This is a genomic window from Paenibacillus senegalensis JC66, assembly GCF_000285515.1.
Classification (GTDB): Bacteria; Bacillota; Bacilli; order Paenibacillales; family NBRC-103111; genus Paenibacillus_L; species Paenibacillus_L senegalensis.
The window spans coordinates 478,837-493,051 of sequence record NZ_HE610960.1; the positions used below are offsets into that span (position 1 = coordinate 478,837).

A 14,215-nucleotide genomic window follows, 5' to 3' on the forward strand; every position below is an offset into this window, starting at 1 on the left:
ACAAATCGTACAAATGCCGGGGTTTAAGCGATGTTCTGGGGAGTTTTACGCTAACGCTCGCCCTTGCTCTTATTTCGCAGAAAAGATAGCGTATTTATTTCTAACGCTCATCCTTGCTCTTATCTGTGACAAACAGGCGGGAAAACCGCGATTTGAAGCAAAATAAGGACGATGGCAAGCGTTACAATTTCCCCCCCTGATTTTGCTCAAATAAGGACAACGGCGAGCGTTAGAATTCGAAGCGGCTGCTAACGAACTGCACTCCAACTGCCAGAGCAAGCAAGCCACGATCATACTGCAAGTAAGCTGCTCACGACTCACCGAGCAATCGAGCTGCTCACGGACTCACCGAGCGCATTCGAGCTGCTCACGGCTGCATCGAGTGCATCGTGTTGCTCACGGACGCATCGAGCGCATCGAGCTGCTCACGGACGCATCGAGCGCATCGAGCTGCTCACGGCTGTACCGAGCGCATTCGAGCTGCTCACGGACGCATCGAGCGCATCGAGCTGCTCACGGACTCACCGAGCTGCAATCAAGCCGCAATCATGCGGTTCGCGACGCCCATAGTCCCCGCACACAGGGCTGAAAAGGCCTCCCTTTCCTTTACAACCGTCTTTTCCTTTTATCTCTATTAACCGATTATCTCTATTAACTGACAACCTCGACCGATATATTCTTAATCCTATAGATAGCGAGCCCCTTATTATCCTGGCGATAACAAACATAGTCTATCGACTTCAACCGTAACTAAAAATTAAATAATACTATATTTTTAACGGATGAAGGATTTTCCAAATTATTGTCGAATTTTAAGAAAAAGTAGCGGATGGCAGGGACTTAACGCCGTCAGTCACAATCTCATTTAGGGGTGTTAAGAATGAAACAAGAGAGAATTCGACATGCCAAAGGATCGGGGTTATTAGCCTTAAGCTTCCTATTTTTGCTGCTATGGCTGCCCAGCTACGTATCCGCAGCGCAAGTGGACAGCCTGCTCCCCACAAGAAGTGAGCAAGAAGTGAACGACAAATGGAACCAGTGGATGAAACCGGGCAGCACGGAGCTTCCCATCTTTGTGGATACGCCAAGCACAAGCTTGCCGTATGCAGCCGGTAGTCTCCATGGAGACTATGTGCAGCAAGGATTAAATGCCGCCAATTTTTACCGCTTTATTTCTGGTCTTGATGGCAATTTAGTGTTGGATCCTTCCTTGAACAAGCAGGCTCAACATGGGGCCGTACTGATCGCAATATCCGGCCAGCTTACCCATGAACCGAAGCAGCCCGCTGGTATGCCGAATGACTTTTATGAGCTTGGCTATCAGTCTGCCGGCACCTCCAACCTCTACTATGCCTATGGTCAGACGGGGAATTTTCTTGTTAATAGCATTGTGGCCTACATGAATGACTCTGACAAGTTCAATATTGACAGGGTGGGCCACCGCAGATGGATTTTAAGCCCCCAGCTGCAGAAAGTAGGCTTTGGTCTCGCTACCATACATAACTCTGCCAAGAACCAAACGGAATATTACAGTGTGATGCAGATTTTCGATAAGAGCAAGCCGCATCCTGCCGATTACAATTACAGTCTTTTTCCGAATAAAGGATCATTCCCTATTGAGGCGTTTGGTGCTGACCAGGCCTGGTCCATTCAGCTAAACCCGCAGCATTTTCAGAAGCCGCAGCTCTCTGACGTCCAAGTACAAGTAACTAGACTGGCCGATCAAAAAACATGGCAGCTCAATCATACGACGCAGCAAAACGGACAAGCCTACTTCAACGTGGACACGAACCAATTTGGCTACGGGTATGCGGTTATTTTCCGGCCGGATGGTATTGAGCAGCTAGCTGACGGAGATCAGTTTCAAGTTACCGTTACCGGATTAAAGAAATCCGATGGTACTTCTGCGGAAATCTCTTATCAAACGAACTTTTTTAATGTAGGAAAGCCTCAGCCCTCCCATGTAAAGCCTGCCGCATCTTCTCATTTTACGGATACGGCATCCCATTGGGCAAGAGAAGCCATACAGTGGGCTGTGAGTGAACAAGTAGTTAGCGGCTATGAGGACGGAACCTTCAAGCCGGATGCGCAAGTGACGGAAGCAGAGTTTCTTGCCATGCTTTTCAAGCTGTATTCCGAATCCAAGGTTCTTCAAACCATTCAAAACAGCACGGGAAGCACAGCGTCCAACAGCGGCGTTTGGAGCGACCCCTTTTACAACTATGCCACTGCTCTCAACCTCGATGTGGAGGATCGTTTAAAAGACACCAGTCTGCGTAATCACGCTATAAAAAGAGTTGAGGTTGCACAATTTGTGGCAGGACTGGGTGGCAAACATTATACCAATGATGATGACGCAATAAGATATCTTCTACAAATGGGTTATTCGTCAGGCAAAACGTCCGCAACAGTGGAAGGATACGCCGGTCAGGAGAAATTAACCCGTGCCGAAGCCATCGTCTTTCTTAAAAATTTAAAAGAACGAGGCTTTGAATTACAGAGCAGACCTACAACGCCAACGGTATTCACTGCCCAAGCGAACTGACGTGTCACCTGCGACCTAACTGGTTTTCCCCATTGCTCGGAACCAGCATTCTAAAGCCCCGTATAGGAGAAGCTAGTCGTTCTGCTAGAGCTTTGCTCGGCCGTTCGGCTAGCTTCTTCTCTGCTTGCTGCTTGCTCAGCCGTTCGGCTAGCCCCCTGCTTGCTGCTCGCTCGGCCGTTCAGCTAGCTTCTTCTCTGCTTGCTGCTCGCTCGGCCGTTCGGCTAGCCCCCTGCTAGCTGCTCGCTCACCTGCCTGGCTAAGCCGTTCTCCTGTACGGGCTTTTTATGAACCGCTTTATCACTGATCCCCTGGCTGCATCTGAATTCTTACCGTCCTTCATATTGAGCGGCCAAGTCATACAAAGCTTTGCGCATGAACTCAACGAGGGCGACCGGCTTCTTGACCATCGCATCAGCTCCCAGTCCGATAAAAAACCTGCCAAAAAACGGAATGCTGCTCTCAGGAATCTGATTATCCAGCCAGCCGCTGCCGTCCGCTCGGACATTGATTTTCGGATATCCGTTCGATTGTATCGAGATGTGCATTTTCGGCGCCGGCCACAGCTCGGCTTCACACCTTTGAACCCCTAGCGGAGTCAGCTCCACATGCAGGTCAAGCATAGTTCCATCCTGCTTGGCAAATGATTCCCAATTGCCTGTATGAACATGAGACAAATCGATCGCAGCTTGCTCTGAAGGTGCAATAGACCGTACCCGGTCACAGCGGAACAAGCGAAAATCGCGGCGCTCAAAGCAGTAGGCCGGACAGTACCATAACCCGCTGCTGGCATACACTCCGACCGGCTGGATGTCTCTTAGCTGCCTCGCTTGCCTGGATTGATATTCTATACGGACAACCTTCTGATCGATTGCGGCATTCAGAAGCATTTCTAAATAGGGAGCTTGGACATGACGCATTGGCGTAACCAGATCAAAGCGCTGCCTCATCTGGTCAATCCGTTTTCGAACGTCTTCAGACATGTACGAGTAGAATTTGCGCAGCACCGACTCCGTCTCCGCCTCAAAAGGAAAATAAGCGTAATGCCGCAGGGCATGACTGGCGAAAAAAATCGCCAGCGCCTCATCTTCCGTAAAAGCTATCGGGGGCAGCATTCTCTCCGTTATCATGGTATATCCCCCATGCGGGCCAACGGTGGAGTAAAACGGGACCCCCAGCGAGCTCAGCTCCTGCAAGTCTCGCAATATTGTCCGAACAGACACGCCGAACTCTTCAGCGAGCTCCTTGGCGTTAAACGTTCTCCGCTTGTTGACCGCCATCATCAATTCGATCAATCTTTTGGACTTCGCCATTTTATCCTCCTATCTAAACTTTCCCCGCCCTCATCTAAGCCTTTTTCACCTTCGTTTAAATTCCTTAATCCCGTTTCGCCTGCGTTCTTTCCCCCACCTTGCCTAAATTTTTATTTCCAAATTTATTTTCCACTTTAATCACGACAATAGTTGTCACTATTATGATTTACTATCGATTATAAGTCCAATAGGACGAGGGAATAACGATAAATTAGTTAGGAGATGATGATATGTCAATGCGTGCTACCCCATTAATCATGTTGGACGGAAAAGCGGCAGAAGCGGTCGAGTTTTACGAAAAGGCCTTCAATAGCGAGGTGCTGTTTAAGAGGACTTTCGGAGAGGGAAAGGATGCCGGGATATTGCCTGAGGAAGCCAAGCCCCGCATTGCCCATTCCGTGTTAAGAATCGGGGAGAATGACATAATGGTCGCCGATATTTTCCCTGGTGAGCCTCATAGCCTCGGAGACCAGGTAACCATCTGTATCACAGCGACAGAGCACAATGCGGTTGAAGAGATGTATAGTCGGTTAAAAGAAGACGGGGGCCAGATCATTTTCCCGCTGCAGGAAACGGAATTCAGCCCCTGTTACGGAGTGGTCAAAGACCGGTATAACGTCACCTTCCACTTGTTCAAGAATGACACAACGCGCAGCTGGAGCGGCAAATAAAGAGCAGCTGCGGCCGCGGCCGCTAGTCTTTACGAATTTACATTCTATTATAGAACCTGCCGGAATTGTCCCAATAAAAATCGGCAGCCACACCGGGAGGGAATTACGAGGAAACGGCTTGCGGACCCTGCTGCTCCCGATACTCTGAAGGGGTCATGCCCATCATTTTTTTGAACACCTGGGTAAAATAGCGGGGATCCTGATAGCCGACAAGCGAAGCAATCTGAAACACCTTGACCTCCGATTCGCGAAGAAGCTGGCAGGCTTTCCCGATCCGGAAGCGGGTTAAATACTCCAGAAAGGTACAGCCGGCCGTCTGCTTGAACAGGGTGCAAAAATAGCTGAAGCTGATTTCAACATGCTCCGCCACTTCCTCGATTCCGATGTCGTGCTGATAATGGGCATCAATGTACCGCTTCGCTTTTTCAATAAGTCCCGGACCGCTTTCTTGAGAGCGCAAATTGCAAGCCAGCTCCACCCACTTGGCAAGGGAAAGCTCCAGCACGCGGATCATCCCCTGTAAAGTATGCTCCTCTTCCAGCCGGTCGTAAAATGCATTCAGCCCGGCACCCGGCACCGAAGGAAGGAAATCCAGCTGTCTGTGTACAATCACTGCCATCTCGAACAAAATCCGTTTCGCTGTTTCCCGGGTTGCTGCCGATTCAACCAGCTGTTCCCCCAGCTGCTCCAGAGCCTGGCTGATGCCGGGCCGGTGTAGCGTTCTGACAGCGTCCACAAGCCGCTTCTCGATAGAGGCAGGATAACCTGAAGGCAGCTCCTGAGCGTTAAATTGTTCTTCATAGATAAATACTTTTTGCGCGGTTTGGTGAAACCTGTGGTGAAGCGCCTTGACCGCATGCTGGTAACATAGATTTAGATGCGAAAAGCCGATGCAGGTGGAGCTGATTCCAACCGAACAGAGCAATTTGGCATTCGTCTCCAGCGCATGCACAATCTTCCCTCCGAGCAGTCTTTTGTTGTCTGCCGGCAGCTCGGCAAACAGCAAAACCCACTCTCCGCTGTAATAAGGGAATACGGCTAACGCCTCATTCTGGGCAGCCACCTCTTTGAGAATGTTGTCGATGGCAAAAAAACGCAGCCTTTTCTCTTCCGCCGCCCAGCCTCCGGAAATGACCGGATCAAGCTGAATGAGCATGAGGAAATAAGGCGCCTCCAGCGGGTCCAGTTCAATGCCAAGCTGAAGGAGAGGGGATGGAGCCTGACCATCCATCATTTCGGAATACAGTCGTTCCTTGGCCGTTTCCGAAAGCCGCTGAACCGAGATCCGCAGCTTTTCTTCCTCAATCCGTTTAAGGTGATAGTCATCGAGCTTAAGCTTAGCCTTCTCGATGATTTTTTCCAGCTCGTCATGATCAATAGGCTTCAATATATAATCAAAAGCCCCATGGCGCAGCGCTTCCCGCGCGTAGTCAAACTCGCCGTACCCGCTCACAACAATAAAGAGCGGTTCCTTCAGCTTTTTCTCTTCGCGGGCGGCCATGACGTTGCGCATGAAAGTAATCCCGTCGATAACCGGCATCCGTATATCGCTGATTATGACATCGGGAAGCAGGCGATCTGCTGCTGTTAAGGCATCCTGACCGTTGCGGGCTTCTCCAACGATTTCCATCCCCCATTGCGACCAGGGAATGGCCACTTTAAGACTTTCTATAATAATGGGCTCATCATCAACCAGCAGAACGCGATAGATCCGCTCCTCCATCTGCTTTCCCTCCTTGTAGGCCGCAACTTCCTTGAGTTCTGGTTTGTCGTGCTCGCCGCGGCTTGGCAGCCGCATGCTGCGTGCTCGCCACTTGCAGCCGTATGCATCTGCTCAACGCAGCCTGCGGTAGTTTTCCGCCGTTCTCTGCAGCTCCTCGAGACTTTCCTGCGGAGTGATCGTCTGTTCCAGCATAGCAGCAATTACCTGCAGGAAGGTCTGCTTGATCTCGGGCGGCAGCATATTGTCATAAGGGACGAATTTGTCCCCGCTTTCCTCTGTAAGCTTGATGACTTGACTGAACACGGGCCCCATCCTCACGGTGTCCACCTTAACAGACATGGCGGGAATCCGGTACGCTTCCACCATAAAACGCTCCTGCACCTCACGATTGTACATCGCTTCCAGAAACTGCAGCGCTGCTGTTCTTTTCTTCCCGGTCAGGGCAGAGGACAGTCCTACTCCAACTGTATAACCGCCGGCAAGGGCCCCTGTCTCTTCACGCTGCTTGGCAGGGAAGGGAAGGACGCCCACATCATCCACGAAATCCGGAGGCGCCTGCTCATTTTGAAATAGCGTTATATCCCAGTTCCCATTTACATACATAGCGGCTTGACCATGGGCAAAGAGGTGAACAGCTTGTTCAGTGCTCAACTGATTGGCCATTTCCGGAAAAGCCCCCAGCTTGATCAGCTTGTCAAACGTTTCCATCGCCTGCACATAAGCCTCATGATTGAAGCTCTCTTCCCCTCTGACGACCTCCGCAAAAAAATCCGATCCAATCTGCCGGTCCATCAAATAATGAACGTAAATGGCGGCGGGCCACTGCTGGTCATTTCCCAAGGCAAAGGGGATAATCCCGTGCTGTTTAAGGTCAGGAACGAGCTCAAGCATGCCGTCAATCGTTGCCGGAGGCTCCAGGTCCAGCTCGCGGAACAGCCTTTTATTATAAAAAAGCGGCTCGGAGTTGCCTTCAAAAGGCAGCCCGTAAACCCGGCCGTCGAATGTCCACAGGCTTAAATCGCTGAATTCATCGTCCATTTCCGTCTGCTCGATAAACTCCGTTAAATCCATCAATCTCTCCGCACGGACATAAGGCTCGATCTCTCCCCCGCCAAACAGGGAAAAAATATCAGGAGGGCGCCCGGTGACCATTTCGCTCTTGAGCTTTTGCTCCCGGTGGATCGTCTGGTCCAATCCTTCGAAATCGATTTTAATATGCGGATGGGCTTCCTCAAACTCCCGGATAACATCGGCGATAATCCGCTCGACAGGACGGTCATGCTCTCGGGTCCAAAAATGGCGGAAAGTCAGTGTGATCTTGTCATCCGGGACAGCTTGCTGAGGTGACACGAACAGCCTCTGGCAACCGGTTAATGAACAGCCGGCCAGAAGCATAGCGAGGGCTAGAAGATAGACTCTGCAGGATCGGCTGCAACTTGGCATAGCGTATACCCCCGTTAAATGATCTTGGGAATTCTTATGCGAATGATCGTACCGAAGCCTTGTGACGAGCAGATCATGAGGCCGAATGGAGGGCCATACTGAATTCGTATTCGTTCAAATACGTTTTTCAAACCGACACCGCTGTGCCGATATTTGAGCCCGGAAGCTGCCGCAGGGACACTCCACAGCTTCTCGAATTGAGCATGGTCAAAGCCTGAGCCGGTATCCGCCACATCGATGAACAGATGCGGCTGTGACTGCGATTCCGTTACCTCTATCCGGATAAAGCCGGGCTCCTGCTTGGTCTCAATCCCGTGATACAGCGCATTCTCTACCAGAGGCTGAACGATTAGCTTAAGCGTCATGCAGGATTTCAGCTCATCCGGACATACAATCGCATAATCGAACTGGTCCCGGAACCGCATTTTTTGGATGTCCAAGTAATGCTTTACGTGCTCCAGCTCCATGGAAAGCGGGATCGACTCAACGTTCTCATTAATGCTGATGCGCAGCAGCTTGCCGAGAGAAATGACGATGCGGCTAATATCCCGGTTCCCGGCCAGAACGGCCATCGAGTTGATCGATTCCAGAGAGTTATAAATGAAATGAGGGTTGATTTGCGCCACCAAGGCGTGCATTTCCGCTTCCTTTTTCCGTTTCTGTTCTTTCTTCACTTCATTCAGCAGATCGCTGATTTGCCGGCTCATCTGGTTAAAACCGTTGACCAGCATTCCGGTCTCATCCCGCCAGCCGGTCGGCGACTTCAGTTCAATAAACTGGCCCTGCTCAACTCTCTTCATTCCCCTGGCGCTGACGACAATCGTACGCACCAGCTTCATAACGAACAACCTCTCGAAAATCAGGCACATAAGCAGGGAAAATAACAGCAAGCCCAGCGCCACATTGCGGATGGCGCCTGTTTCCTTCTGCAGTTCCTTCACTGGCGTTACGGCGGTAAGCAGCCAGCCTTCACGGGAAGAAGAGACGGTCGTCAGCATGGAATCCGCATCATTAAACCGGGCAAACTGATAGCCTTCCTCGTCATGCTCCAGCAGATGAGCGGGAAGGACGCGGCCTGTAGAAGCTCCGGATCTATCCCAAACAACCTTTCCCTCCCGGTTCAAGAGCAGGATATCACTGCCATCTATCGTATTGGCGCCCCATAACGCCTGTTCCAGCACATCCGGTTTAACCGTTATGACGATAGCTCCAATATCTTTCAAGGAATAATAATCTTTAATGATGCGGGCATGGAGGAGAACCGGGTTCCCGCTATCATAGGTTCCATTCTCCCCTGGTCCAAGCCATAACGGGCGCCCCTTGAGACTGCTCATTTCATGGCTCCAGGGGAAATCGTCCAAGGTATGCGGCTCAGCAGCCGGACCTGCCGTACTGTAAATCAACTTATCGCCAGAATACAGGCGGAAGGCTGTTATTTTCGGATGGACCATAATGAGATGATTGAGTGCCTGGGCCAGCTCGCTTCCGATTCTCTCCGGCGGCTCCTTGAGGATCTGCTGCAGCACCGGCTGGGTAATAGCCAAATCAGACAAGGTGCTGATTTCATTGAGGGCAAATTCCAGCTTGCGGTCGGTATCCTGCAGGGACACCCGGTAGAAGGCGTACGTTTTATGCTCAATCATGCCGGAGTAAAACACGTAGGAAACCGTCCCCATAATGAGGACTGGGATGAAAACAAGCAGAATAATGCCCAGTCTGAATTTTTTCTGCAGCTTCATGCTTGCTCATCCTCTCCCTTTTGCTTGCGCGAATCCCCTCCTAACTTATTCCATATCGGTATCATTTTTCCTACTGCCTCACTTAGTATAAATCGTTTTTTACCCAGAATAATGGCTTCTGCAAAATGAATACGCGGCTCTGTACATGTTCTCACCGCCATTTCCGGTACGCGGCCCAACATGAATCAGCTTTTTACAGCGCCGCTCGTTAACCCGGATATAAACCAACGGCTGAAAAACAAGAACACAATGAGCAAAGGCAATGTGGCGAAAAAGGTCGCCGACATGATCATGCCGTAATCCAGCCCGTCCCGGTTGCTGAACAATTGTTGAAGTGCTATCTGAATAGTAAAATGCTCCTTGTTCTTCAGAACGACCAGCGGCCAGAAGAAATCGTTCCATACGTTCATGAAGGTGAAAATTCCAAGAGTAGCGAGGGCCGGCTTGATAATAGGCACGACAATCGTATATAAAGTGCGAAAATGGCCGCATCCGTCTATGCGAGCCGCTTCCAGCAGCTCTTTGTGGACCGCCGATGAAATATACTGCCTCATCCAGAAGATCCCGAAGGCGTTAACCATACCGGGTACGATGATAGCCTGGTAGGTGTCGATCCATTTGAATTTTGCCATAATAATGTAGTTAGGCAGCACGCTTAATTGTTGCGGGACGAACAGGGTAGCCAGCACAAATATAAACAGCGTTTTTTTACCCGGAAAATCATACTTGGCAAAGGCATACCCCGCCAGCGTGCAGAAGAAAAGAACTAGCAGCGTAGTTAGTGACGAGACGAAAAACGAATTGAACAGCGCTTTGAAAAAATCGATCCGCGCCAGCACCCTTTCAAAGTTATAGACAAGCTGATCGCCGAAGGACAGGGTTGGCGGAATGCGGAACACGGCGCTGCGGTCATTGGTGCCAATCACAAACATCCAGTAAAAAGGAAAGGTCGACAGCAGGGCTCCGGCAGCCAACAGCACATAAGCTGCTGCTTTCATCAGCCGTTTGCCTGGTGCCACTGAGTTGGCTGCGCTCATGGCCGGCCTCCTTCCGTACCATTCAGCCGATTGCTGAACCCGTAATTTACCAGCGAGAATATAATCGTAAAGAAGAACAAAATGACGGCTGAAGCAGCAGCTGTTCCGAAGAACGAATTGCGGAAAGCTTCACTGTACAGATAGATCACCATAGTAATGCCTTCCTGCCGCGTCGATCCGGTCCCGGATTGCCCGAGAAAGACATACGGCTCGGTAAAGAGCTGCAGGCTGCCGATTGTTGACATCAAAATTGTAAAAATAATAAAAGGCTTGAGCAGAGGCAGCGTCAGGTAGATGAGCTGCTGCCTTGCATTGGCACCGTCGATCCGTGCGGCCTCGTACAGATCCGGAGGAATGCTCTGCAGCCCCGACAAATAAATGATGGCATTGTAGCCTACCCACCTCCAGAACACCATAGCAGCAATGGCGATTTTGACTCCCCACCAGCCGGAATTCCAGGCTACCGAGTTCAGCCCAATCAGATTGAGAAGCCAGTTGGCTATTCCTTCATGACCGAAAAAGGAGCTGAATACTAGAGTAACGGCAACGATGGAAGTGATATTCGGCAAAAAATAAAGAATGCGGAACCCCTCTTTAAAGCGGATCAGTGCAGAATTAAGGACAACTGCTAGCAGAAGAGCCGCGGCAAGCTGCGGAACCGTGCCCATCAGGCCGATCAGAATCGTGTTCATAAAGGATGTCCAGAACGTAGGGTCTTCCAGAACAAACTTGAAATTTTGCAAACCTACATACTTCATCGGCCCCAAGGCATCCCATCGGAAAAAAGAGAGATAAAAAGTAAAGAAGATCGGGTATATGCCAAAGATCGCAAACAAAATAAAAAAAGGGGAAATAAATAAATAGGCCGTACCGAGACTGCGCTTTCTTTCTGTCCAAAAGCTTGCTCTATGCAGGCCCCGGGCCGGCGGAGTGGTCTGTGGCTGATTCATGCCGCACCTCCGTAGAAGGAATGGTCGATAGATAAGGATTAGATGAGGATTAGGTAAGGATTAGATAAGGAGCTCCTTATAGACAGCCGCTGCAGGCGGAGATAAAGTCCATGGAAGAGCGTCTTCCATGGACTTTCCCCTGATGGAACCAAAGCGGCCTTACCCTCCGCGTTTGACCAATTCCTGCACCTGCTTGATCACATTATCCCATTCGGCAGCCGGATCAGCGCCAGTCTCCAAAATGTTGCGCAGGGCATTCTTAAAATAAGAATCCGTAGTATCGTGCAGCGGCCCGTAATAAACGGGATTTACTTTTTCCGCTGCCTTGGCAAACTCGACCGCAATAGCTTGCCCGCCGAAGAACTCATCCGGCGTATTGAACTCTTCACTGGAGTACAGTTCAGGTATCGATGGCATCAGCCCGCTGCCGACAAAAGACTTCAGCTGATTCTCCTTGTTGACCATCCAGCTTATGAACTCATAGGCCTCTTCAGCATGCTTCCCTTCCTTGGGAAGAGTCAGGAAGGATCCGCCCCAGTTGCCCGCCCCCTCCGGAAGCTGTGTGACCGCCCACTTGCCGGAAGTATCCGGGGCATTGCCGACGATGTTGCCTTTCATCCAGGCCGGGCCGAGCATAACGCCGAATTTGCCTTCGTTGGTGGCTGCGCCCCATTCCGGTGTCCATAGGGCGGTTTTGCCCACCCATCCTTCCTGGATCGCTTTCACGGTGAAGTCATAGGCTTTGCGGATTTGCGGATTCTGGTCGCCGATGAAGCTGTTATCTTCTTTTTTGAAATAGATTTCATCTACACTCTGATCACGAAGAGCATTGAAAAGCAGGTCAGTAAGATCGACGAAAGGGACGCCGGTACTGTCCGTAAACTGCTTGGCAACGGCCGCGAAATCTTCCCAGGTGCTGATAGCCGCCGCCAGCTGCCCGGGATCGGTAGGCAGACCCGCTTGTTCCATCAAGTCCACGCGATAATAAGTAACGGTTGGTCCTATATCAGTAGGCAGCCCTATTTGAAAAGAACCATCAGGAGATTGCGCCTGAAGCCACTTCCACTCCAAATAGTCTCCTTCGATACTGTCTGCTCCAAGATCGTACAAATTGTGAAACTTATCCTGATGCACTATGAATTTCTCCATAAAAGCAATTTCCAGCATAAAAATGTCGGGCGCTCCCGATCCCGCTGAAAGGGCGGTAAGCAAATTATTGTGATGAGCCGTCTGATCCCCCGTGTTCTGGATGCTGATCTGGACATTCGGATTAGCCTGATTCCACTCCTCTACCAGCTTCTCATAGCCGTTGTTGCCGAGTGTCCAAAACGAGAGATTGATCGCTTCCTGGCTGGGACTAGGGGAAGCTTCGTTATTCTTCTTTTCACTACCGCCATTATTGCTGCTATTATTGCCGCTGCCGCCATTGCCCGTCGTTCCGCCAGTGCAGGCTGCCATGGAGACGGCGAGAAGCCCTGTTAACAAAAGCATTGAACTCTTTTTCATTTGTAGAACCCCTTCCTGTTTAAGTTGAAACTTCACTTTTAATGTAATAGAGAGGTTAGTTTTTTTTGAGGGGGTAAATATTCGAATTCAGGTTGAAATTTATTCGGAAGACAAGCTGGAGGCTATATATATTTGGCTCTAGCGTTTGGTTAGTGCGCTTGACTATTGCGTTTAGTTAGTGTTCTTAGCTTTGCGGTTAGCTTGTGTGTTTAGGCTATCCTATTATTATTTATATATATTTACTTGTATATATTCACTTGACCGTATATATACCTATGTGTATATTATAACCATGAGTACATTATCTCTTCAAACCACATTGATGACGATTGCTGAACCAAATCGGTTCCATATTGTCGAACTGCTCAAGAAAGGCCCGCTTTCTGTAAGCGATATCGTTCAAGCCTTGGGGATCGGCCAGCCCCAGGTATCGCGGCATTTGAGGATTCTCAACGAAGCCGGGTTAGTCCGTGTGCAAAAGAAAGCCCAACAGCGCATTTATAGTCTTGAAGCCCGTCCGTTCCGTGATCTGGATGCCTGGCTGGATTCTTTCAGTCAGCTATGGGAGGACCGCTTGGATCGATTCGAAGACTATTTAAGCGATTTATCAGGAGAGGAGGACGCATGATGGCTGCCAATACCCGTATAGCCGGAGGAACGGTATGGAACAGCCGACTGCAACGCAAGAGCTGGGGAGGACTTGGCTAACCCTCTGTAAAACAAATCGGGCCTTGATACCAGCAGTTATCATTTCCATGACAGATATCGGAATATACAGCAAATACCAGCCTAGCACAGCAGTAATCAGTATACGCAGCAGATACCAGTATGCGTAAAGAGTGGCAAAGGTCAGGAATTCGTGAAATAGCGGGCAGCAAAGCCGGGGACTAAGTTTATGGGAGGAAAACAGAAACTCAATGAGACCAACGGACAAGGATGAGAAAGAATGCGAAATAAGACCATAGTAACGAAAAATCCGGAGCGCAGAGAACTAATCGTCGAACGAACTGTATCCGTGTCAGCACAGCTGGCCTGGAAAGGCTGGACTCGTCCAGAGCACATCGAACGCTGGTGGGGGCCTTCTGGATGGACCGCTGTCGTTCACGAGATGAATGTCCGCATAAACGGTATTTGGCGATACAGCATGTCACCTGACCATGGGGCCGGGGAAACGGTCCGCTGTATAGCCACTTACCACGAAGTCACTGTCCCTTCTTAAACAACGTGAACCGCAACCGTAAACATAGACCCGGGCAGAAACTACATGGAGCTTTTACGTTCTGATAACTTC

Annotated in this window: 11 protein-coding genes; 4 read left to right on the forward strand and 7 right to left on the reverse strand. The window is 50.2% G+C overall.

Annotated elements, in window-relative coordinates:
* Positions 1 to 880: 880 nt before the first annotated feature.
* A complete protein-coding gene (locus PSHG_RS17860; protein WP_010275623.1) occupies positions 881 to 2,545 on the forward strand; it encodes an S-layer homology domain-containing protein in 1,665 nt (554 codons plus the stop codon).
* Between the two features lie 326 nt (positions 2,546 to 2,871).
* On the opposite strand, the gene PSHG_RS17865 is transcribed toward PSHG_RS17860, so the two are convergent.
* Positions 2,872 to 3,855 (reverse strand): helix-turn-helix transcriptional regulator, encoded by a 984-nt coding sequence (locus tag PSHG_RS17865; protein WP_010275626.1) that lies wholly within the window; start codon positions 3,853 to 3,855, stop codon positions 2,872 to 2,874.
* Positions 3,856 to 4,085: 230 nt separating this feature from the next.
* Here PSHG_RS17865 and PSHG_RS17870 point away from each other — a divergent pair, with 230 nt between their 5' ends.
* Positions 4,086 to 4,526 carry a VOC family protein gene (locus PSHG_RS17870; protein WP_010275629.1) on the forward strand — a complete coding sequence of 147 codons (441 nt, stop codon included), beginning with the start codon at positions 4,086 to 4,088 and terminating at the stop codon, positions 4,524 to 4,526.
* 103 nt (positions 4,527 to 4,629) lie between these two features.
* Here PSHG_RS17870 and PSHG_RS17875 read toward each other — a convergent pair whose 3' ends face one another.
* From PSHG_RS17875 to PSHG_RS17910, 6 genes are all read right to left on the reverse strand, one after another.
* A complete protein-coding gene (locus tag PSHG_RS17875) occupies positions 4,630 to 6,249 on the reverse strand; it encodes a response regulator (RefSeq protein WP_026021452.1) in 1,620 nt (539 codons plus the stop codon).
* A gap of 111 nt (positions 6,250 to 6,360) precedes the next feature.
* On the reverse strand, positions 6,361 to 7,599 hold the full coding sequence (locus tag PSHG_RS17880; protein ID WP_010275638.1) for an ABC transporter substrate-binding protein: 1,239 nt from the start codon (positions 7,597 to 7,599) through the stop codon (positions 6,361 to 6,363).
* 107 nt (positions 7,600 to 7,706) lie between these two features.
* Positions 7,707 to 9,431: a cache domain-containing sensor histidine kinase gene (locus PSHG_RS28080; protein WP_010275644.1), complete on the reverse strand. Its 1,725-nt coding sequence runs from the start codon at positions 9,429 to 9,431 to the stop codon at positions 7,707 to 7,709.
* Between the two features lie 185 nt (positions 9,432 to 9,616).
* Entirely contained in the window at positions 9,617 to 10,468 is an 852-nt protein-coding gene (locus tag PSHG_RS17900) for a carbohydrate ABC transporter permease (RefSeq protein ID WP_010275652.1), read from the reverse strand.
* A complete protein-coding gene (locus PSHG_RS17905; protein WP_010275656.1) occupies positions 10,465 to 11,418 on the reverse strand; it encodes a carbohydrate ABC transporter permease in 954 nt (317 codons plus the stop codon). Before PSHG_RS17905 ends, PSHG_RS17900 begins: the two co-directional genes overlap by 4 nt.
* 159 nt (positions 11,419 to 11,577) lie before the next feature.
* Entirely contained in the window at positions 11,578 to 12,924 is a 1,347-nt protein-coding gene (locus tag PSHG_RS17910) for an ABC transporter substrate-binding protein (RefSeq protein ID WP_010275660.1), read from the reverse strand.
* A gap of 292 nt (positions 12,925 to 13,216) precedes the next feature.
* Here PSHG_RS17910 and PSHG_RS17915 point away from each other — a divergent pair, with 292 nt between their 5' ends.
* Positions 13,217 to 13,552, forward strand: coding sequence for an ArsR/SmtB family transcription factor (locus PSHG_RS17915; RefSeq protein ID WP_010275663.1), 336 nt, complete (start codon positions 13,217 to 13,219; stop codon positions 13,550 to 13,552).
* Between the two features lie 318 nt (positions 13,553 to 13,870).
* The gene (locus PSHG_RS28090) at positions 13,871 to 14,143 is read left to right on the forward strand and encodes an SRPBCC domain-containing protein (protein ID WP_010275666.1); all 273 of its coding nucleotides are present in this window, start codon (positions 13,871 to 13,873) and stop codon (positions 14,141 to 14,143) included.
* Positions 14,144 to 14,215 lie beyond the last annotated feature (72 nt).

Excerpts from the sequence above, each read along its gene's own strand:
- PSHG_RS17860 (WP_010275623.1), top strand. The coding sequence starts at position 881 with ATGAAACAAGAGAGAATTCGACATGCCAAAGGATCGGGGTTATTAGCC.
- PSHG_RS17865 (WP_010275626.1), bottom strand. The coding sequence starts at position 3,855 with ATGGCGAAGTCCAAAAGATTGATCGAATTGATGATGGCGGTCAACAAG.
- PSHG_RS17870 (WP_010275629.1), top strand. The coding sequence starts at position 4,086 with ATGTCAATGCGTGCTACCCCATTAATCATGTTGGACGGAAAAGCGGCA.
- PSHG_RS17875 (WP_026021452.1), bottom strand. The coding sequence starts at position 6,249 with ATGGAGGAGCGGATCTATCGCGTTCTGCTGGTTGATGATGAGCCCATT.
- PSHG_RS28080 (WP_010275644.1), bottom strand. The coding sequence starts at position 9,431 with ATGAAGCTGCAGAAAAAATTCAGACTGGGCATTATTCTGCTTGTTTTC.
- PSHG_RS17900 (WP_010275652.1), bottom strand. The coding sequence starts at position 10,468 with ATGAGCGCAGCCAACTCAGTGGCACCAGGCAAACGGCTGATGAAAGCA.
- PSHG_RS17905 (WP_010275656.1), bottom strand. The coding sequence starts at position 11,418 with ATGAATCAGCCACAGACCACTCCGCCGGCCCGGGGCCTGCATAGAGCA.
- PSHG_RS17910 (WP_010275660.1), bottom strand. The coding sequence starts at position 12,924 with ATGAAAAAGAGTTCAATGCTTTTGTTAACAGGGCTTCTCGCCGTCTCC.
- PSHG_RS17915 (WP_010275663.1), top strand. The coding sequence starts at position 13,217 with ATGAGTACATTATCTCTTCAAACCACATTGATGACGATTGCTGAACCA.
- PSHG_RS28090 (WP_010275666.1), top strand. The coding sequence starts at position 13,871 with ATGCGAAATAAGACCATAGTAACGAAAAATCCGGAGCGCAGAGAACTA.